Raw genomic sequence first — 20,687 nt, forward strand, 5'->3', positions numbered from 1 at the left:
AACTGATAGAAGGAACGTATTTTAGTGGTGAAAGGAACAACCACATGAAGAAGAAATCCCTCGCCCCCTCTTCAAAAGTCATGCCCCCCAAAACCGTTGCGGATCGGACCTCCGCACTACAACTAAGTGATCCTCATTCTCTGGAATGTGAGATCCAACATGCTCTGGCACTGGATTCCGATGTTTGTCTGAATTCTCTAGTTGTCCGCCGCACTAAAAATGGCGTCTGCCTCGAAGGAGTTCTGGAATTTGATGATGAATGTCCAGATATCTGCAAGAGAGTTCAAGCCCTCACAGGAGTTGAAGAGGTTATTAATCATTTACTGGTTAAAAAGCGTATGCCTCTCCCTCCCAAAGGGTAAACTCATCGTTGAAATCTCAACTGTGGTTCTATAACCCAGTTGAGTCTTGCGTGAGTCTCCTCAGTACCTTGAGAGCTGTTAATCAATTGTTATTTTGACAAAAATTGAAAATTCCTCTGTGCGCCGATTCTCACATCTGATAAGTTCCGCGAATCTACTTCGCTGTTTTAGGTGTCTCCAATACTTTGAAACACATCCTCAACCGTAACATCCTTTTCGGACACCCAAATTAAATTTTTTTACTTCTATACCTGACCATTGCAATAATTCATGAAGAATTCGGCAACTGTTAAAGGTACAAATTGAAGCACTTATCAGTAGCAAGGAAGGCCACTATGAGTCTCAATAAACATTCTAACCAGGATCTCATGGTTCAAATTCGCTGGCTGATCCGGAGGGATATGCCAGAGGTTCTTCAAATCGAGCAAGAAAGTTTTGAGTATACCTGGACCGAAGAGTATTTTCTCAGCTGCTTGAGACAAAGAAACTGTATTGGGATGGTGGCAGAATATAATCATCAGATTGTAGGATTCATGATTTATGAACTTCATAAGTCGATGATTCAGGTATTGAATTTTGCTGTTGCACCTGAATACAGGCAACAGGGTATCGGTCGCCAAATGGTCCAACGGGTGATTGATAAACTTTCTCAACAACGTCGCCGAGAAATTACACTCGAAGTCCGTGAAACCAACCTTGAAGCGCAACTATTTTTTCGTAAGATGGATTTTCGTGCTGTCTCTGTATTACGAAATTACTTTGAAGATGCAGAAGAAGACGCCTACGTTTTGCAATATCGCTTAGAACGTTCAGAACAGGACTTCGCCCCGGGGCTCTCTCCCAAGAATCGAATCAGTAATTATCTCGACGCTTCAGATGCCGCTTGAATTGATTAACAAAAGCAAGTTCAAAAAATCCATAGCGATATTTGCTCCATTCATTGGCATTAAACTCTAAAAAAAGACGTTTTCCCCGAATTCGGGCTAATGGCAAAACAGTCACCACGCGAATCTTCTCCCGATCAACCAACATCAATGATTCAATTGCGTGGCATTCGGGTTCATAACCTGAAAAGTATCGACCTGGATCTTCCTCTAAATCAGCTGACTGTCATCTGTGGAGTCAGTGGCTCAGGCAAAACCAGCCTTGCTTTTGATACGCTTTACGCTGAAGGTCAAAGGCGTTACATAGAAACTCTCTCCACTTCAGCCAGGCAGCACCTCAATCAGCTCCCTAAACCCGATGCTGATCACATCGATCACATCCCACCTGCCATCGCGCTCAAACAAAATACACGGAAGCATTCTACGGCTAAAGGTATTGAACCGACTGTCGCAACCGAGTCAGGCATTCATCACTACCTGCGCTTACTTTATACATCGCTGGGTGAAATCAGTTGTCCCGATTGCCAACTGCCCGTAACCCCCCAATCTCCTGAATCCGTCTTTGCATTCATAAAAACTCTTCCAGCTAATACCCGATATCAAATTAGCTTCCCCATTACCAAGACAGAGGAACGATCGACAGCTGAAGTTATTGAAGATTTAACTCGCGAGGGGCTTACTCGTGTCATTATCAATCACGAAACTGTGAACTTGTCAGACAGCTTCACTCATGTCGATGAGGAATGGGATGATTTTTTGGTCGTTCTTGACCGCCTGAATACCAAAAACCTCGACGAGCAACGTGTTCTAGACAGCCTGGAAATCGCCTTTCAGGAATCTTCTGGGCTCGCGACGATACTAGTTGAACAAACGGAACTAGTGCAGTCCGATATTGGGCTCCCCTTTATTATCGATCAGAAAACATGGTTTCGATTTGACTTCTCGACGGAATTAATCTGCCCTCAATGCCGTAAACAGTTTATTTTTCCCGAGCCACAGCTTTTCAATTTCTACAGCCCGGCAGGAGCCTGTCCGCTTTGTCAGGGATCGGGGGTTGTTTCAGATCCCCAAGCTAATCCCAAAACAACTAAGATCTGTTCAGCCTGCAATGGGAGTCGGTTGAATGAATCAGCACTTGCAGTACACGTACAAAATTACCATCTCGATCAACTCTGCCAACGCCCGATTCTAGAACTTGTTGACTGGTTTCAAAATCTGAGTCAGGGCACAAGTGCTCCCATTCAACAGCGCCTTTCACCCATTTTCCGTGAGATCAAGGACCGTTTAGCCCTGTTAAACGAATTGGGAGTCAGCTATCTCACCTTAAACAGATCGGTCCGAACCCTCTCTGGCGGAGAGAGTCAACGAATCACATTAGCCTCTGTTTTATCTTCGAGCCTTGTAAATACACTTTATGTACTAGACGAACCTTCGTCCGGGCTCCATCCTGCTGATAATGATCGCGTGATTTCTGTGCTTCACAAACTACGTGACTTAAAAAATACCGTCGTTGTAGTGGAGCATGATGCAGAATTCATAAGAACTGCTGATCACATTGTGGAATTGGGTCCTGCTGCGGGCAAAGCAGGGGGGAAAGTTGTTTTTGAAGGGAGATATAAGAAGTTAATCGCAACAACAGCTACACCTACAAGTAATTTTCTGAATGCCCCCTCAATCAAAACTTTGAAATCGGCTCCCAGAAATGAAGCGTCTCAATGGCTCACACTCCATGATGTTACTCAAAATAATCTCAAAAACCTGACCGTTTCATTCCCATTGGGACAATTATCCGTAGTCACAGGTATCAGCGGTAGCGGAAAAAGCAGTTTGATTGAGCAAACATTGTTTCCTGTGCTCTCTGACTTAATGACCGAAACCACAACTGCTGAGACATTTTCATTCTGCGAATCAACTACGGGTGTTGAACAAATTGATGAGGTGATTTTACTTGATCAAGCTCTCGTCGGTCAGACATCACGTAGCATACCGGCGACATATCTCAATCTGTTCGATGACATCAGAGCTGTTTTTGCCCAAACAGCCGACGCGAAATTACGTAACCTCTCCCCAAAACACTTCAGTTTTAATAGCAAAAACGGTGGCCGCTGCCACGAATGCAAAGGAACTGGATTGATAGACATCGATTTACAATTTCTGGGTGACCTCACAATGGTCTGCCAGGAATGTCATGGTAAGCGTTATCAACGTGAATTGCTGGAGATCAAATATCGTAAACTTAATATCGCCGAGGTGTTAGCATTAACTGTTGATGAAGCCTTCCCTTTTTTCAGAGGCCAAGCGGCGTTACAGAAGAAGCTGAAACAACTGAAAGATGTGGGCCTGGGCTATCTCCCGTTAGGGCAACCGGTATCTTCGCTCTCGGGTGGTGAATGCCAACGCTTAAAACTGGCGGCCTATTTAACCACAACGAGCCGCAACAAAACACTGTTTCTGATGAATGAACCCACGTGTGGCTTGCACCCCCTAGATGTGAAACATGTTTTGAACTGCTTTGAACATTTACTGTCGGCAGGACACTCCTTCATTGTCATTGAACATAATCTGCAGGTCGTCTCAAATGCTGACCATATCATTGACCTTGGACCAGGAGCCGGAGAGCAGGGAGGGAGTATTGTCGTTACAGGAACGCCTAGTGAAGTTGCGTTACACCCGACATCTTATACTGGAATAGCGCTCAAACATCTGACGACTGCGAATTGAAACACGATTCATGTTATTTTCTACGTCGCTGCCGTTTTCTTTTTTTTCCGCCGCGCGATGCTTTCCCTTTTTTAGGTCTCCCCGATGATCCACCTTGATTCTTAAGATCGTCTATCCGATCGCGTAACAACGCAGCTCGTTCAAATTCCAGTTGATCTGCAGCTTCCAACATTTCTTTTTCCAATTCACCCAAAAATTCTTGCGTGATGTACTCTGACTCATCTGAAAAACCCACAGACTCACGAACGAACTGCCGCGCTTCTACTTCTTCTTCAATTCCCCGTTTGATCGCCTTTTTAATGGTCTCCGGTGTAATCCCGTGCTCTTGATTATACTCTTGCTGAATTTTGCGTCGTCGTTCTGTTTCGTCAATGGCATTCTGCATGCTGTTTGTCATTCGATCAGCATACAAAATCACTTCTGCATTAACATGCCTGGCAGAGCGACCAATGGTTTGAACCAGACTGGTTTCACTACGTAAAAAACCTTCCTTATCTGCATCGAGTATGGCAACCAGAGAAACTTCGGGAATATCTAATCCTTCCCGTAAGAGATTGATACCTACAACGACATCATATTGTTTTTCTCGTAGGCCTCTCAAAATTTCGACACGTTCGAACGCATCCAATTCGGAATGCAACCAGGCACAACGAATTCCTTCTTCCTGAAAATACGAAGAAAGATCTTCAGCAAGCCGCTTTGTGAGCGTGGTTACCAAGACTCGTTCCTGTACTGCGACGCGTTTAAGAATCTCCTCTTTCAAATGAGGTACCTGACCGCGTGCCGGAACGATTCTTATTGCAGGATCAATCAATCCTGTGGGACGAATCACCTGTTGTATCACTTCACCTTCAACACGTTCTAACTCCCAATCACCGGGTGTCGCTGAAACAAAGATTGTCTGCTTGCGGCGTGCATTCCACTCATCGAACGTCAGGGGACGGTTATCCAGTGCCATCGGCAGACGAAAACCATGCTCCACAAGATTAGTCTTTCGCGAACGGTCGCCCGCAAACATGGCGCGAACTTGAGAAACGGTCACATGCGATTCATCTACAAACAAAAGGAAGTCTTCGGGAAAAAAGTCCAGTAATGTATCCGGCGGTGATCCTGGTTTCCTGCCTGCCAATGCACGGCTGTAATTTTCAATCCCAGGACAAAAGCCAACTTCCTCCAACAACTCCATATCGTAGCGCGTTCGTGCACTGAGCCGTTGTGACTCCAGCAGTTTGCCTTCATTCTGCAATACCTTGAGGCGTTCATCCAATTCGTTCTGAATCTCATTGAGCGCCGACTCAATTCGCTCTTGTGGCAAAACAAAATGCTTGGCTGGATAAATATATGCTTCATTGACTGTTCTGAGTACTTCCCCCGTCAAAGGGTCAATGACAGCTAAATTTTCGATTTCGTCTCCCCAGAACTCGACCCGATATGCAAATTCTTCATAAGCGGGCCAACATTCGACGACGTCTCCACGAACACGAAACTTTGCCCGTGAAAGTTCAACATTGTTTCGGTCGTACTGAATATCAATCAGCTTACGCAGCATTTCATCACGGTCGATCTCAACACCGACTCGGAGTGGGATCATCATTTCCAGATAGTCTTTGGGAGATCCTAACCCATATATGCAACTCACACTGGCAACCACAATGACATCCCGACGACTCACCAGTGCACTGGTCGCCAGTAAGCGCAGGCGGTCTATTTCGTCATTGATCGATGCATCTTTCTCGATATAAATATCCCGCTGAGGAATATACGCTTCCGGTTGATAGTAATCGTAGTAACTCACAAAATACGTGACAGCGTTATTCGGAAAGAACTCCTTGAACTCTGAATACAACTGAGCCGCTAGAGTTTTGTTATGAGAGAGAATCAAAGCGGGCCGCCCCAACTCTGCGATCACATTCGCCATTGTGAATGTTTTCCCCGATCCAGTGACGCCCAGTAGAACTTGTTCTGCTTTTCCCTGCTGAATACCTTTAACCAGACCTTCAATGGCACGGGGCTGATCGCCAGAAGGTTGAAAGTCACTTTGAAGCTGAAACACAGACATGGTCACTAAATCCTTTGGCCCTGCAAATAGCAGAAGGCGCTCTCTGGCGCGGAGGTAGTACAGGGATGTAAGCAGCTATTGTAAAGAATAGACGCCCCTTAAGGAAAGGGACCAAAGTAGCAGGGGAAACAGCTAACCAACTTCAGAGATGAAAAGATCGGAATCGCTTGATGCAACACGTGTCCTGTTTTGGCACCTGATCACTCAATATGATTCAGTCTTCCGCAGCAGGTTCATCCAATGAATTTTCCTCTGTGGACGTAACCTCGCCTGGCTGATCTGCTTCTTCAGTGCGTGTTTCTGGTTCTGAAGAATTCAGGCCTTCTTCCGTATCATCCTCTTCAGGCAGAGGAGGCATAATCCAGATTTCGCCATATTCTATTGGCTGTTCAGCTCGAAACTGATGATGCCGCAGCAACTCCAGAATGGCGAGAAAGATACCAATGATGCGACTGCGAAGTTTCTCACCTTCAAAGAAATCACTAAAAGCAAGGCGACCTTGTTCACGCACTTTTTCGCCGATCCGTTCAACATACGTTGAAATCGGTGTATCATCATAGGTGATACTGGATTCTTCTTCGACTTCCTTACGCTTCACAACCCGAGCTAAGGCACTTACCAGATCCCATAATTCAACTTCTTTAATCAAATCTTCGGAAGGATCTTTACCCGTTTTGGGGCGTTCATCGGATAACCGCGGATAATGCTCCTGCCATTCAGCGGCATGTTCTTCCAAAGCCGTAGCGGCATCTTTGAATTTTTTATACTCAAGTAACTGCTGGATCAAATCACTACGTGGATCATCGATGACTTCTGCGATTTCTTCTTCTTCCGCACGGGGCAGAATCATCCGACTTTTAATCTCAGTTAACGTGCTGGCCATTACGATAAAATCGCCGACCAAATCCAAATCAATTAATTCCAAGACATCAAGAAACTCATTAAATGATGCCGTGATGGAAGCAATCGGGAAATCAAGAATGTCGAGTTCATTGCGGCGAATCAAATATAACAGCAGATCCAATGGACCACTGTATATATTGAGATCGACCCGGTATTGAGCAGTCGTCATAGCGAAATTTCAGGCTCTGTTAGCTGTCGCAGTTTCTACGGCTTATCGATAAACCGTTTTCAATCATTAAGTTACATCGAATTGAAAACGTAACATAGTGAATCGTCAGGAGTCACTATCTTCAATCCGACATTATCGTTATCGTCAGATTAACTGTCACAAATTCAAAGATTCCCCCTGTGAGATTCAGAAATAAAAAATCGGCAAGTCGATATGACTTGCCGATTTCAAACGCAACAACTCCAGATCACACAAAGCTAAGCAGCTCTGCGGACAGGCATCTGGAGAATCTGTGGTTCCGGCTCTTCACAGGCGGCCAGGAAGTTCTCAAAGACCTGCATATCCAATGCAGAAGAAGAATGATTTTGTGGATGCCATTGCACGCCCACGCAGAACCAATCTTCATCTGGAATTTCAATTGCTTCAATTACTCCGTCCGGGGCCGTCGCTGAAACAATAAACATCTTTGAAATGTAATTGACAGCCATATGATGCTGACTGTTTACTCGAATTTCACCAGGTCCATACATTTTATCAACACGCGTGCCTGGGACAATATCAATAATATGTCTTAAGTTTGCTTCAACACCATCTCGGTGATACATAGCACCAGGGACATCCTCTGTCACATGTTGATGCAATGTCCCCCCACAGAGCACGTTCATCAATTGCATTCCCGAACCGATTGCCAACAGAGGCAATTTCATTTCCATAGCGATGGTACAAATTCTGCGATCGAAATCTTCACGACGAAGCGGCATAGCACGTGAAGCAGGGTGCTTTTCAAACCCCAGTCGAATCGGGTCCAGATCTAAAGCACAGCCAGAAAGAACCAGACCATCAAGCTGGTTCAAGAATTGTTTTAAATCATCATCGTCAGACAAAGGCGGAATCATCATGGGGATTCCGCCGGCATTTGTGATCGAATCATAATAGCCGGTGTAAAACCAGCTGATTGCCTGGGCTTCTTTTTGTTCGGGGCGAAAGTCTCCCGTGATTCCGATTAAAGGTTTTTTAGACATTGGTTCCATCCTTCACTTCTATGCACATCCTGTGCGGTAAATATTTCCATGGAGACAACGGAAAGCCTCCATTCAAAAAAACCGGAGGAAGCGAATGACGTAGAATCGCAAAGAAGTGCGTTCGAGCGGATGAAAATCCCCCCATCGAACGAATAGAAAAATAGAATCCATTCTCTCTTCTAGCGGTCCGTTCCTTCGGTCCGATTGTTACTGAATCATCCCAGTAACCTCAAATGTTTGTTGATTCAATCATTTCAAATCATTTGAGTGAGCGAATCTTAGTAACCTCAAATCAGGCTGTCCAGCGAATCGATTATTTTGAGCGAATATTTTCCCATAGTTGATTTCGACCACCATATCTTGTGTCAGGTTAACCTGGATGAATTTCATTTTAGTGATTCATCAAAAAAATTCTTGATAACGGTTTCGATGAGTAGTCAGAAATCGCAGAAAATAATATGGAATTGATCAGATATTGACTTCGTGGGAAATATCGTTTTGTGCGAATTAATCCTAAAAAATGAGGCATTTATGTTTAGCTTGACCTCATGGCGACGTAACTTAAACTGCGCAATCTGCGTCGCGCGCGGAACACATTTCTGGGTAGTGCATAAATCTGTCCTGTCTTTCTTATCACTACAAAATCAGCCTGGAATTTGAAAATTTGAAGGGAATCATACGATTTAGCCGTCATTGATGCTCAATATTCAGCTGCTATCAAACGTTATCATTCCTGTCTGAAAGGTATTTGACAACAGATGAACTGGCTTTCGAATCACGTTCACAACATATCGTCCTTGAAGTTACTATCCACACATAAATGTCTTCCATAATAAAAGAAATGAGTCATTCAAGAACAAAATTAAATTCTAGTAGATATCACCTCAATAAGAGAGATGAAAAATTGACCCTGTAAAAATAATTCTGATCATGGAATCATATTGAGACATAAATCAATCAAGCCGTCTCGATGGCTTCGGTTTTTGATTCTGCTTTTGAGGTCAGAGAAGGTAATAACACCGCACCAATGGTCGCCAGGATGAGACAAGGGATAATGGCATGAAACGCTTTATGGGGAATCCCCAACGCCACAAAATGACTCGTAATCTTTGCTTGAATCATGCCGCCTCCCCCCCAGGCCATTCCCATTGTAATTGCTGATGCCACACCGCCTCCTTTGGGAAACAGTTGATGGGAATAGGAAACCATCGCCGGACTGGTCCCCCATAAAATCAGACCACTGGGAATTAATAGCAGGGTCATCAACCAGGTAGGACAACCTTCCCAGCCAAGTACAAACATCAAGGGAATCCCCAACAGCGGACATCCTATCATGAAGGCTTTTTCATGCCCCGACTTGAAACGAAACGCCATTAACAGCATTCCTGCGCTGGCAGAAAACAGGAACACTGATTGGACCATGCCGATCTCGAATGCCGACGCATCATGATTTTTGAGTATGAATGAAATCAACTTATCCATCGCCATATTCGGTACCAGGCGTAAAGAACAAACCATGAACAAAAACAGTGCTAACAAAACTCTCCCCTCCAGCATCTGGGAGAGAGACTGTGCGGGTGCTTTGCGATCACGCTCGAAAAGTTCCGCCGGCGGCTTTCCCAATTGATACAGGAATAGTATCAGACCAGAATATAGTGGCGCGAGTATCCAGACACTGGTTAGCCCCCATATCGAAACAATAGCGCCACAGATAATGGGTCCTAGCGCCAGCCCCATCGCCCCCCCAAACATAAACAGTGAGAGACTGCGGGTACGACGTTCTGGAATTAATGAACCTGCTACAACCGCTGCTTCAGGATGAAAGGAACCGATTCCAATTCCTCCCAGCAAAAGTGCGACACATAACACAAACACACTGTTCGCTGGCCCCACCATAGGCATCATCACAGCACCCAAAACAGGCCCGATCCACAAGATGGATTTAATGGGATAACGATCACGAATGTATCCAAATACAGGTTGCGCCAAAGAGGAGGCTAATGCATGAATTGTGAGTACAATGAACAATGAATTTTCTGTTAAGGAATGCACCCGTTCCAGCTCACCCCACAAAGGTCCCACGACGATTGCTGATGCGTCAACAATGATATGCGTGAGTGTGAGACAAATCAGACAACGATAGGCGTGAGACATTTTCAGAGATATTTTCAAGGCGGGAATTCAGAAACAGATGAGGCTTCATTCTACAGGACGAGACAGTAAAATGGGAATCAGGTTCATGGAACTCTCTGATTCTTTTTGACACATTTTCAGATTTTGACTTGTATTGTGATTTCTCCCTGAAAAAGCTATATCTGCACTCTCATATGATTTGAACCTCAATCAATTCACGAAAGACTTTTTATTGAACACAACTGCAGAGTGGATCTTTAAATCAGCAAGCGAATCTGAGACCCAACGTCTGGGAGTCATGCTCGCAAAGCAACTAGAACCGGGTGCGGTGATCGCCTTAAATGGCAACCTGGGCGCAGGCAAAACACGCCTGGTCCAAGCGATTGCTACAGCTCTGGGAGTTGATCCCAATGAAGTGAACAGCCCCACATTTGTGCTGATTCAGGAATATCAAGGGGAGCTGCCGCTCTACCACTTCGATACGTATCGTTTGAAAGATACCGATGAATTTCTGGAATTGGGAGCCGATGATCTTTTGTATGCAGATGGAGTTTGTCTGATCGAATGGGCTGATAAAGTCGCTGAGGTCTTGCCCCGTGATCTTGTTCAAATCAACATTGAACACACATCGGAAACAGCGCGAACGTTTCATTTCCAAGGGCAGGGGCCGCGTTCAGTCAAAATCGTAACCGCATTGCAACAAAAGAACGATTCCCCACCCGAGTAAATATTCTAATCTGAGGCAAGATGCCAGTTATGATTGTAGAATCTGAAGAAAAACTGTTAGTCACCGGGGGCACAGGGCTTGTTGGCAGTAGTGTCATTCAACGCGCTCGTACTGCAGGTATTACAACTGTCGCACTCGTTCGTTCCGCATCAAAAGCTTCATATCTTAAAGAGGTAGGTGCAGAAGTGATTGAAGCGGATCTCACTGACAAAAAATCGCTGGACGATATACTTCGTGGTGTGACGATTGTCGTCCATACTGCTGCTAAAGTTGGTGACTGGGGCAGTATTGATGAATACCGCAAAACAAATGTGGTCGGATTCGGGCATTTATTGTCTGCACTTCAAGAACAAAGTCTCATCAAACATTTGATTCATATCAGCTCGCTGGGAGTTTACGAGGCGCGGGATCATTACGGCACAGATGAGACAGAACCTCCGCATGCATCTGGCATCGATGCCTACACTCTCAGCAAGATCGAATCAGAAGAACTTCTAAAACAACAATCCATCCCGTTCACGATATTACGGCCCGGCTTTATCTATGGCCCGCGTGATCGTACTGTATTACCTCGCATCTTAGAGCGTTTGAAATCAGGGCAGTTTGCTTATCTCGGTTCACCCGAGCAATTAATGAACAATACATACGTAGAACATCTGGTAGATGCTGTTTTTCTGGCATTCTCAAACGAAGATGCGATAGGTCAGACATATAACATCACAGATGTAACACTGGCCAGCAAACGAGAATTTATCTCCACCATTGCAAGACTGGCTGAATATAAAGAGCCGAACAAAGTCGTTCCACTCCCGGTTGCACGCAATCTGGCTCGGATTTTGGAACGTCTCTGGAGATTCTTAGGCAAAAAACAGGCACCGATTCTCTCTCAAGCTCGGATTAAATTCTTGGGTCTGAACCTCGATTTCAGCACACAAAAAGCACAATCCGAACTGAACTATCATCCCAATAAAACCTTTCAGGAAGCAATGAAAGAGACGATTGACTGGTTTCACCAAAATCAAAAAATCCCCTAATCGACTTGAATATGATGAAGTCTGATGAATTCTATATGAATTAACGATCCCATCAAAACGGAAGCCTAAAAGGCATTTGACCCCGATCACTTGTGGTGGATACAATACCAGATATGGAAAGTGAAACTACTCCACAACAAGCGCGAACTCAATTGGAACAGCAGGCAGCGCCCCCAAAGCGGTCATGGCGGCGTTATCTGATCAGTTCACTGATTCAAGTAACGATCTTGTTAACACTGTATGTGCTTTCCATCGGGCCTTTCTTCTGGCAATGGTTCGCTTCATATAACTCGATGGGTTCTCCTTTCTTCGCTGCATTCTATATGCCCCTTTTATTTGTCTGTGAGTATGTGCCCCCGATTTCTGATGGGGTAAACTGGTATATCAATCTCTGGATTGGTTAATTCCAGACGCTTCGCCCCCACCGTAACCAAAACGGCTTTTTTGGATTCAAGCTCGCATTGAAAGAGTTTCATCCCTGATACGACATCAATCATTACACATATCAAAAACAAAAATCTCAAAGCGACCAGATTGATTGACAAATCAGATCATCCCAATACACTCATGAGTAGGGAAGCTGATGAAGAATTCTCTCCAGCTTCCAATATCAAAATCTCTCACAGCTCAAGCTGATTATTGCCTGGATGGCATCCAAATAGACGGGAGCACGGAATATTATGAGCGACCCACGCCCTTTTGCTCATTTACATTGTCATACACACTTTAGCATGCTGGACGGCGCCAGCCGCATACCGGAAATGGTAAGTAAAGTCAAAGAAGCCGGTATGAATTCGCTTGCGATCACAGATCATGGCAATTTATACGGAGCCATGGACTTTTATCAGCAATGCCGTAGCCAGGAAATCAATCCCATCTTAGGATTGGAAGCTTACATTGCACCGCGCAGTCGGTTTGAAAAAGGCGCCTCACGGATGAAGGAAGCCAGCTTTCATCTGACATTGCTGGCACAAAACCGCAAGGGATTCGAAAACCTGATTAAGCTCTCTTCCACCTCCTATCTCGAAGGTTTTTATTATAAACCCCGCATCGACAAGGAAATCCTGGAAGCACATAGCGAAGGTCTGATTCTGCTTACGGGGTGTGCAGCCGGTGAACTATCGCACCATATTCTTGGTGAAGATTGGGAAGAGGCGGAAAAGCTATGCGCCTGGTATGAGAAAGTATTTGGCGACCGCGTTTATATGGAAATCCAGAATGCGGGCCTGGAAATTCAAAGACAGTGCCTGGAAGGAACCGTCGATCTGGCCAATAAAATGGGCCTGCCGTTAGTCGCTTCTAACGATGCCCATTATGTCGATCAAAAAGATGCTTTCGCGCAAGATGTGCTCTTGTGTGTCAGCACGCGTTCTGTCGTCAGCGATGAAAAACGAATGAAAATGACTGGCGATCAATTTTTCGTCCGTACTCAGGATGAAATGTATGACGCATTTCCAGGTTTGGAACACGCGGTCGCACGCACGCAAGAACTGGCTGATCGAGTCGACATTCAGATGTCTGACAAAAAGTACTATCCAGTCTTTCAACCTCCCGATGGAATGACTGATACACAATACCTGCGAAAACTGTGTGAAGAACGCTTGCCTGTAAAGTATGGTGATGAGCTGACGCAGGAACATTGGGATCGCCTCGACCTCGAATTAGGCGTGATCGAACAAATGGGCTACGACAGTTACTTTCTGATTGTATGGGATTTCGTGCAATTTGCAGAAAGTGAAAAAATCCCTTGTACTGCGCGTGGTTCAGCCTGTGGTGCGATTGTGGCATACCTGCTGGGTATGTCACAAGTCTGCCCTCTGAAATATGACTTGTTGTTTGAACGATTCCTTGACCCCAGTCGAAGTGAACCGCCAGATATCGACATCGATTTCTGCCGTGACCGACGCCAGTTGGTTATCGATTATACGAAGCAGAAATACGGCGAACACAGTGTAGCGCAAATTGGAACATTTGGTACGCTCAAAGCAAAAGCCGCCATTCGAGATGTAGGCCGCGCGCTGGGAGTTCCACTGGCGCGGGTCAATGAAATTGCAAAAATGATTCCGGAAACACTGGGAATCAAACTCAAGGATGCACTGAAGGAAAGTCCTGATCTGCAAGCCGCCTATGACCAGGATCCAGACATTAAACAGCTGCTGGATCTGGCTATGCAACTTGAGGGGTTGAGCCGCAGTGCCGGTACACACGCCGCGGGAGTCGTAGTCGCCGATTTACCTCTGTCCGAAGTAGTTCCACTCCAAATGATCACCGGGAAGACTGACATCATTACTCAATGGGATGGCCCCACCGTAGAATCGGTGGGCCTGCTCAAAATGGACTTCCTGGGTTTGCGTAACCTGACGATTCTGGACAAAGCCGTTCAAAACGTCAAAAAACATTGCAACATCGACATTGATCCACACAAGCTACCGCTGGATGATAAAAAAACATTCGCGTTATTACAGCGGGGAGAAACCAAAGGGATCTTCCAGTTGGAAAGTGGCGGCATGCGCGACTTGCTGACAAAAATGAAGCCGGACAAGTTCGAAGACATTATTGCTACTTCTGCCTTGTATCGCCCCGGCCCTCTGGAAGGGGGCATGGTGATGCAATATGTGGATGTTAAAAACGACCGCATTCCGATTCCGAAAGTGCATCCTGTTGTAGATGAAATCCTCAATGAAACCTACGGTGTGATGGTTTATCAGGAACAGGTCATGCGGATCCTGAACCGAGTCGGGGGAATCGAACTTTCTGCTGCGTATCGTTGTATTAAAGCGATTAGCAAGAAAAAACTAAAAACCATCGCCGAGTTCAAAGACCAGTACATTAGCGGCGCCAAAGAACGAGGAGTCGATGAACAACTGGCGGTCGATCTGTTTGACATGATCGAAAAATTTGCTGGCTATGGATTTAACAAATCACATTCGACCGCTTACGGAGGTGTGGCCTATGCCACGGCTTACCTCAAAGCGCATTATCCGAAAGAATTCATGGCTGCATTGCTTTCATGTGGTATGGAGAGCCATGAACGGATTAACGAACATGTCGATGATTGCCGTCGCATGAAACTTGAAGTATTGCCGCCTGATATTAATCGATCTGATGTCGAATTTAGTGTGGATGGTGAAAAAATTCGCTTTGGCATGGGTGCGATCAAAGGCGTTGGCGAACAAGCTCTGGAAGAGGTTGTTAAAGAAAGAGAAGAAAACGGACCCTTCACAAGTATTTTTAATCTCTGTGAACGTGTTGATCCTAAAACACTAAATAAAAGTATGATTGAAATCCTGATCAAAGCGGGCGCGCTCGACAGTCTGGGAGGCCATCAGGCTCAGTTGATGCTCACGGTCGAACGCGCTGTGCAATCAGCGATCAATATACACCGTGACCGGGCCCGCGGACAAAAGAGTCTGTTTGATGATGACCCAGTCGATGATGAAGTTGAATCCAGTGATAACGCATTACTACCAGAAGCGGAAGAGTGGCCGCGAGCCCAGAAACTGGCCGCAGAAAAAGAAGTCTTCGGTTTTTACCTGACATCACATCCATTGGCTGAGGTGGGAGACACGCTTACCAAATATGCACAACATAAAACCAATGAACTGTCTGAAATGGAAGATCGCGAAGAAGTCATCTTAGCAGGTATGATTTCTTCAATTAAAAATGCGGCCACCAAAAAAGCCAGCAAGAACGGTCATACACGTTATGTCAACTTTGACTTGGAAGACCCCCATGGTTTGGTACGTTGCATCATGTGGCCAGAGCAATTTGCCCGCGTGGGTGAAAAGGTCAAACTGGAAGAGATGGTAATCATCAAAGGGAAAATTGATAAACGGGGCAGAGAGCCCAATGTGGTTGTGGATCAGCTCTTTACTTTGAATGATGCCCGAAAACAGTTTACAGACCGCTTGGCGATTAACTTCAAACGAGGCGTCCATAACCGCCAGGATATGGTCAATGTACACGACATTTTATCCCAATTTCCTGGCCAGACCGAAGTCATTCTGGTCGTAGACTCCGTCGATCAGGAAAAATCAGACACACAGTTACGCTACGTCTTAAATCCTCCCGGAAATCTACGTGTTTCCTGTAGTCAGGAGTTTGAATCGCAGCTCTCAGCCGTGATTGGAGAGAGCCACATTCACTTTCATACAACAAACAAGAAAAAAAGCATGAATGGAAGTATTGGCCGGTAGCTCTTTTGCAGCGACATTCTTAAATAAACTGCCAGATCCCTGATTTTTTGCGGAATCCAACTGTTCTTACAAGCCGAATATAAGATATAGTTATATTGTTGTTTGGTGAACAGAACCTAACAGGACGTTTGGAATGAGAAAAACTGGTATCATATTCGTAATTTTGATGGGAATCTCCATGTTGTTCCTGTCAAAAACGCGGAATTCTGATCAGAACCGGTCTAAGAAAAGCTTGCGTGCTGCTCAGCTCACATTGCAACAGATTCCCGCACGCATCAAATCCCGTCCATCAGTGGCTCGCCCAGTCACATCAACCAAAACTGATACATCATCTGCTTTAGATGAGACAGTTCCATCTGCTTCTTTTCAAGGTTTATCAACAGACGAAATCCTTGCCAAACTCGTCGGTCAATGGGAACAAACAAAGAGCAATAGTAAGCGGATTCTCACAATCAAAGAAAATGGGGCTGCGACAATGGTGATTCAACCCCAGGGAATCTGGAAAACAATCCTGGGGAATCAAATTACCATTGATATCGAATGGAGCCTCAACGAGGGCACACTGACGTTACGCACTGTCGGCGGAAAACCGGAAAACAAGCTGGAATATATCAATCAAGTCTGGGGAGATAAATTTACCCGGAAAATTCATTCGATTGAAGATAAAATGTTCACTCTTCGAGATGACGAAGGTGATGTCAGCCAGAAATGGGTCAGAACTTCATACTGAGCCAATATAGACAATTCCCGTACACCGCTCCAATTCCAGCCGCCCGACTCACTTGTACTCTCTCCCATTTCGCCTATCATAGTGGCAATACGTGTCCTAAACACAGTATGCATTCTGATGTACCCACTGGATATGTTAATATGGATTCAACTTCGTATCACTGAAAATCGTGTGGAACCACACGGCTGATAATAAATTGCTTCTCCTACTTCGAAAGATGGCTTCGATGAACGTTCAGGCTAATTCATCTCTTTCCCGCTGGCAGACTCTGGCTGACCAGGTTTTGTCCGGTTACCAGATTACCCGCTCCGAAGGTTTAGAAATATTAAATGCGTCTGATGACGAATTATTGGAAATGCTGGCAGCAACTTTTCGGATTCGAAAGCAATATTTTGGGAAACAGGTACAGCTCTATTACCTTAAAAACGCCAAAAGTGGTCTCTGCCCCGAAGATTGTGGTTATTGTTCACAGGCGCGTGGCTCACAAGCAGAGATACCCAAGTACCGAATGCTGAACGAAGAAAAGTTAATGGATGGAGCCAAAGCCGCTGATGAAGCCAAAGCGGGAACTTATTGCATTGTTGCCAGTGGACGCGGCCCGACTGACAAAGAAGTAGAACACGTAGCTTCCGTCGTTGAGAAAATCAAGTCCACTTATGACTTGCGTATTTGCTGCTGTCTGGGGCTGTTAAACGAAGATCAGGCTCAACGTCTTCAGCAGGCAGGCGTGAATCGCATCAATCATAATCTCAACACCAGCCGCGACTATTATGACAAAATCTGTTCGACACATACCTATGAAGACCGTATACAAACACTGAAAGTCGCCCGTGATGCAGGTATGGAACTCTGTAGTGGACTCATTGTGGGAATGGGCGAAACTCCCGAAGATATCGTCGACACGACATTCGAACTGCGTAATCTGGAGCCTAAGTCAATTCCGGTGAATTTCCTGAACTCGATTGAAGGTACTTCACTCGAAGCAGTCGATGAACTTGATCCTCGCTATTGCCTGAAGGCGCTCTGTCTCTTCAGAATGGCCAACCCGGCCTCAGAAATTCGAATCGCCGGTGGTAGAGAAGTCAATCTGCGTTCTATGCAGGCCATGGGCTTATATGCAGCAAACTCGATGTTTGTGAGCGATTATCTTACAACGAAAGGCCAGTCTGCAGATGCGGACTATGAAATGATTGCCGACCTCGGTTTCGAAGTCATCATTTCTGGCCATGAGGTGGAAGCCGGTAGCGAACCTCCCAAACTGGCTGCCCAAAGCGAATCCTGTTAACTTAACAGGTCCAGGTAAAGTTCCCGTTTCTCTCTATTCTCAAACCCCTTATGAGGATTGAGGTTGTACGAAAACCAATACATCTCTAAGATCCTGGTTTCGAAATGGGGTGCGCACAGACTCTCAGCTCTTGCTGAAAAACACCCCAAATTCAGGGAATGGAATCCTTTGTAAATCAAGTCAGGGAGCACCTGAAATGAATTCAGGCAGACTAAGAGCCAGCGACCTTACCGGTAGCACGGCGGACGGCCACCAAACGCCCACCTTCAAAATTTTTCCCAGTACGGAAGCCGCTCCGTTCGACCACCCAGAGAACCTGCTGAAAGGTATTGCGCGATCTCGCGACTATCTCCTTTCACTACAACATGACGATGGATATTGGGTCGGAGAATTGGAAGGTGACTCGATCCTGGAATCGGAATACATTCTACTCTTGGCGTTTCTGGGAAAACAAAACTCTGAGGATGCAATACAAGCGGCAAACCATTTGTTGGATACACAAATGCCTGAAGGCGGTTGGAACATGTATCCGGAAGGTCCCATCGAAATCAGTGCTTCGGTCAAAGCTTATTTTGCACTCAAGCTGACGGGACATTCGCCAGAAGCAGATTATATGCAACGTGCCTGCAGCGCGATTCTTGCAGCAGGAGGAGTCGAAGCCGTCAATAGTTTTACCCGCTATTATCTCGCTTTGCTGGGAGTGATTCCCTATGCAGCATGCCCGGCAGTCCCACCAGAACTGATGCTGATTCCACGTTGGATGCCTTTTAATATTTTTGAGATGTCGGCCTGGTCACGCACGATTCTGGTCCCGCTTAGTATTCTATGGGCTTATCGTCCTTCGATTTCACTCCCACCAGAGCAGGGGATTTCCGAGTTGTTTACAGGCGATCCTGCAGCGTACCCCAAGTTCATGCCGAAATCGGAAGCCCTCGATTCGCTCAAAAAAAAAACCTGGATCAACTGGCATCGGGTATTCCAGTTCGTCGATCAGGGAATCAAAGTTATAGAAAAATGGGGAATCAAACCGCTTCGCAACAAAGCCGTCAACAAAGCCCATCAATGGATGAAGGCCCGCTTCGAATTGAGCGATGGACTGGGCGCGATTTTTCCGCCTATCATCTGGACTGTGATTGCGTTGAAATGCCTGGGAGAAGAAGAGACCAGTCCTGATATCCAGCGCGCATTACGGGAGTTGAAAAAACTACAGATTCGCGAGGGAGATCGCATCCGCCTGCAACCCTGCAAGTCTCCCGTCTGGGATACTGCTCTGAGTACCATCGCTTTGCGGGAAGCGGGAGTTTCTAATCGACATCCAGCAATTCGAAAATGTGTTACATGGTTGCTTTCCCAGGAAGCAAAACAACCGGGAGACTGGATTAACTCCAGCCAATCAAAAACTCCCGGTGGTTGGTATTTTGAATTTAATAATGAGTTTTACCCCGATGTGGATGATACAGCCATGGTCATCATGGCACTCCGCCGTTGTATGCCTAAAACTTTAAAGAATGATCGTTGGCTGACCGACTTTCTGGTAACACCGGAATGGAATCCCTACGACGAAAATCTGAACACCGAAGCCATCATTACCGGGCGAAGTGAATCCCGGGAGCAAGCCTACGCTGATCTGGATCTATTACAACCGATGATCGGCGCCATCCAACGTGGGATTCACTGGATTTTAGGCATGCAAAATAAAGATGGAGGCTGGGGTGCTTTTGATCGCGATAATAATCGGGAATTGTTCACACAGGTTCCTTTCGCTGACCATAATGCAATGGTCGATCCCAGTACCGCCGATCTAACGGCGCGTGTTCTGGAAGCCTTTGCTGATGTCCAACTACCTAGCGGACACCCTGCTTCCCAAAGTGCAGTTGAATATGTATGGAGCGAACAGGAAGAGGACCATTGCTGGTATGGCCGCTGGGGTGTCAATTATTTATATGGAACCTGGCAAGCCATTACAGGATTAACTCAAATAGGAATTCCTGAAGATGATCCTCGCATCGTCCGTGCCGCGGGATGGATCAAATCAAAACAGCAACCATCGGGTGGCTGGGGTGAAACAGCAGACAGCTATGCAGATCCTTCCTTACGCGGGCAGGGAACTGTCACACCTTCACAGACTGCCTGGGCTTTAATGGGATTAATGGCAGCCGGTGAAATTGATTCCGCGGCGGTAAGACGTGGTATCCACTTTTTAATCGAAGCGCAAAATGAAGATGGAAACTGGGACGAAGAACCATTTACTGGAACCGGTTTTCCCAAAGTGTTCTATCTCAAGTATCACCTCTACCGTACTTACTTTCCTTTGATGGCGCTGGCTCGATTCGAGCGTTTACGACGCTGATTTCTCTCTACAGTCTCTGCCTTTTTTTAGTAGTGTTTTTTCTTATGCACAGAACGTCACGTTCGTTTAAAAAACGAAACATTCACAAATTTTTAATAAAAAAACACCCTAT

General features: G+C 45.7%; 14 protein-coding genes. 10 read left to right on the top strand and 4 right to left on the bottom strand.

Annotation, left to right across the window (positions count from 1 at the left end; translation table 11 throughout):
• Nucleotides 1-44 precede the first annotated feature (44 nt).
• The 3 genes from V202x_RS12375 to uvrA all read left to right on the top strand — a co-directional run bounded on the left by V202x_RS12375 (nt 45) and on the right by uvrA (nt 3,967).
• The gene (locus tag V202x_RS12375) at nt 45-362 is read left to right on the top strand and encodes a hypothetical protein (RefSeq protein WP_145175014.1); all 318 of its coding nucleotides are present in this window, start codon (nt 45-47) and stop codon (nt 360-362) included.
• A 335-nt stretch (nt 363-697) separates the two neighbouring features.
• Entirely contained in the window at nt 698-1,249 is a 552-nt protein-coding gene (rimI, locus tag V202x_RS12380; RefSeq protein ID WP_144986241.1) for a ribosomal protein S18-alanine N-acetyltransferase, read from the top strand.
• A 99-nt stretch (nt 1,250-1,348) separates the two neighbouring features.
• The gene (gene uvrA, locus V202x_RS12385; RefSeq protein ID WP_145175016.1) at nt 1,349-3,967 is read left to right on the top strand and encodes an excinuclease ABC subunit UvrA; all 2,619 of its coding nucleotides are present in this window, start codon (nt 1,349-1,351) and stop codon (nt 3,965-3,967) included.
• Nucleotides 3,968-3,980: 13 nt separating this feature from the next.
• Here uvrA and uvrB read toward each other — a convergent pair whose 3' ends face one another.
• From uvrB to V202x_RS12405, 4 genes are all read right to left on the bottom strand, one after another.
• Nucleotides 3,981-6,026 carry an excinuclease ABC subunit UvrB gene (gene uvrB, locus V202x_RS12390; protein ID WP_145175019.1) on the bottom strand — a complete coding sequence of 682 codons (2,046 nt, stop codon included), beginning with the start codon at nt 6,024-6,026 and terminating at the stop codon, nt 3,981-3,983.
• Nucleotides 6,027-6,240: 214 nt separating this feature from the next.
• A complete protein-coding gene (locus V202x_RS12395; RefSeq protein WP_145175022.1) occupies nt 6,241-7,098 on the bottom strand; it encodes a segregation and condensation protein A in 858 nt (285 codons plus the stop codon).
• A gap of 257 nt (nt 7,099-7,355) precedes the next feature.
• Nucleotides 7,356-8,120, bottom strand: a complete 765-nt coding sequence (locus V202x_RS12400) for a gamma-glutamyl-gamma-aminobutyrate hydrolase family protein (protein ID WP_232098959.1) — start codon at nt 8,118-8,120, stop codon at nt 7,356-7,358.
• A 957-nt stretch (nt 8,121-9,077) separates the two neighbouring features.
• Nucleotides 9,078-10,274 (bottom strand): MFS transporter, encoded by a 1,197-nt coding sequence (locus V202x_RS12405; protein WP_145175025.1) that lies wholly within the window; start codon nt 10,272-10,274, stop codon nt 9,078-9,080.
• 211 nt (nt 10,275-10,485) lie between these two features.
• On the opposite strand from V202x_RS12405, the gene tsaE reads away from it, so the two are divergent.
• The 7 genes from tsaE to V202x_RS12440 all read left to right on the top strand — a co-directional run bounded on the left by tsaE (nt 10,486) and on the right by V202x_RS12440 (nt 20,575).
• Nucleotides 10,486-10,980 (top strand): tRNA (adenosine(37)-N6)-threonylcarbamoyltransferase complex ATPase subunit type 1 TsaE, encoded by a 495-nt coding sequence (tsaE, locus tag V202x_RS12410; protein WP_145175028.1) that lies wholly within the window; start codon nt 10,486-10,488, stop codon nt 10,978-10,980.
• 29 nt (nt 10,981-11,009) lie between these two features.
• Nucleotides 11,010-12,014: an NAD-dependent epimerase/dehydratase family protein gene (locus V202x_RS12415; RefSeq protein WP_145175032.1), complete on the top strand. Its 1,005-nt coding sequence runs from the start codon at nt 11,010-11,012 to the stop codon at nt 12,012-12,014.
• Nucleotides 12,015-12,127: 113 nt separating this feature from the next.
• Nucleotides 12,128-12,418: a hypothetical protein gene (locus V202x_RS12420; protein WP_145175035.1), complete on the top strand. Its 291-nt coding sequence runs from the start codon at nt 12,128-12,130 to the stop codon at nt 12,416-12,418.
• Nucleotides 12,419-12,694: 276 nt separating this feature from the next.
• Entirely contained in the window at nt 12,695-16,210 is a 3,516-nt protein-coding gene (gene dnaE / locus V202x_RS12425) for a DNA polymerase III subunit alpha (RefSeq protein WP_145175038.1), read from the top strand.
• A gap of 133 nt (nt 16,211-16,343) precedes the next feature.
• Complete coding sequence (locus tag V202x_RS12430) at nt 16,344-16,940, top strand: hypothetical protein (RefSeq protein ID WP_145175041.1); 597 nt, start codon at nt 16,344-16,346, stop codon at nt 16,938-16,940.
• A 226-nt stretch (nt 16,941-17,166) separates the two neighbouring features.
• Nucleotides 17,167-18,225, top strand: a complete 1,059-nt coding sequence (gene bioB / locus V202x_RS12435; protein WP_145175044.1) for a biotin synthase BioB — start codon at nt 17,167-17,169, stop codon at nt 18,223-18,225.
• Between the two features lie 196 nt (nt 18,226-18,421).
• The gene (locus tag V202x_RS12440) at nt 18,422-20,575 is read left to right on the top strand and encodes a prenyltransferase/squalene oxidase repeat-containing protein (RefSeq protein WP_145175047.1); all 2,154 of its coding nucleotides are present in this window, start codon (nt 18,422-18,424) and stop codon (nt 20,573-20,575) included.
• Nucleotides 20,576-20,687 lie beyond the last annotated feature (112 nt).

This window comes from Gimesia aquarii (genome assembly GCF_007748175.1).
Lineage (GTDB): Bacteria > Planctomycetota > Planctomycetia > Planctomycetales > Planctomycetaceae > Gimesia > Gimesia aquarii_A.

Bases quoted from the DNA above. Each gene is read 5' to 3' on its own strand.
- V202x_RS12375 (WP_145175014.1), top strand. From the start codon at position 45: ATGAAGAAGAAATCCCTCGCCCCCTCTTCAAAAGTCATGCCCCCCAAA.
- rimI (WP_144986241.1), top strand. From the start codon at position 698: ATGAGTCTCAATAAACATTCTAACCAGGATCTCATGGTTCAAATTCGC.
- uvrA (WP_145175016.1), top strand. From the start codon at position 1,349: ATGGCAAAACAGTCACCACGCGAATCTTCTCCCGATCAACCAACATCA.
- uvrB (WP_145175019.1), bottom strand. From the start codon at position 6,026: ATGTCTGTGTTTCAGCTTCAAAGTGACTTTCAACCTTCTGGCGATCAG.
- V202x_RS12395 (WP_145175022.1), bottom strand. From the start codon at position 7,098: ATGACGACTGCTCAATACCGGGTCGATCTCAATATATACAGTGGTCCA.
- V202x_RS12400 (WP_232098959.1), bottom strand. From the start codon at position 8,120: ATGTCTAAAAAACCTTTAATCGGAATCACGGGAGACTTTCGCCCCGAA.
- V202x_RS12405 (WP_145175025.1), bottom strand. From the start codon at position 10,274: ATGTCTCACGCCTATCGTTGTCTGATTTGTCTCACACTCACGCATATC.
- V202x_RS12415 (WP_145175032.1), top strand. From the start codon at position 11,010: ATGATTGTAGAATCTGAAGAAAAACTGTTAGTCACCGGGGGCACAGGG.
- V202x_RS12420 (WP_145175035.1), top strand. From the start codon at position 12,128: ATGGAAAGTGAAACTACTCCACAACAAGCGCGAACTCAATTGGAACAG.
- dnaE (WP_145175038.1), top strand. From the start codon at position 12,695: ATGAGCGACCCACGCCCTTTTGCTCATTTACATTGTCATACACACTTT.
- V202x_RS12430 (WP_145175041.1), top strand. From the start codon at position 16,344: ATGAGAAAAACTGGTATCATATTCGTAATTTTGATGGGAATCTCCATG.
- bioB (WP_145175044.1), top strand. From the start codon at position 17,167: ATGAACGTTCAGGCTAATTCATCTCTTTCCCGCTGGCAGACTCTGGCT.
- V202x_RS12440 (WP_145175047.1), top strand. From the start codon at position 18,422: ATGAATTCAGGCAGACTAAGAGCCAGCGACCTTACCGGTAGCACGGCG.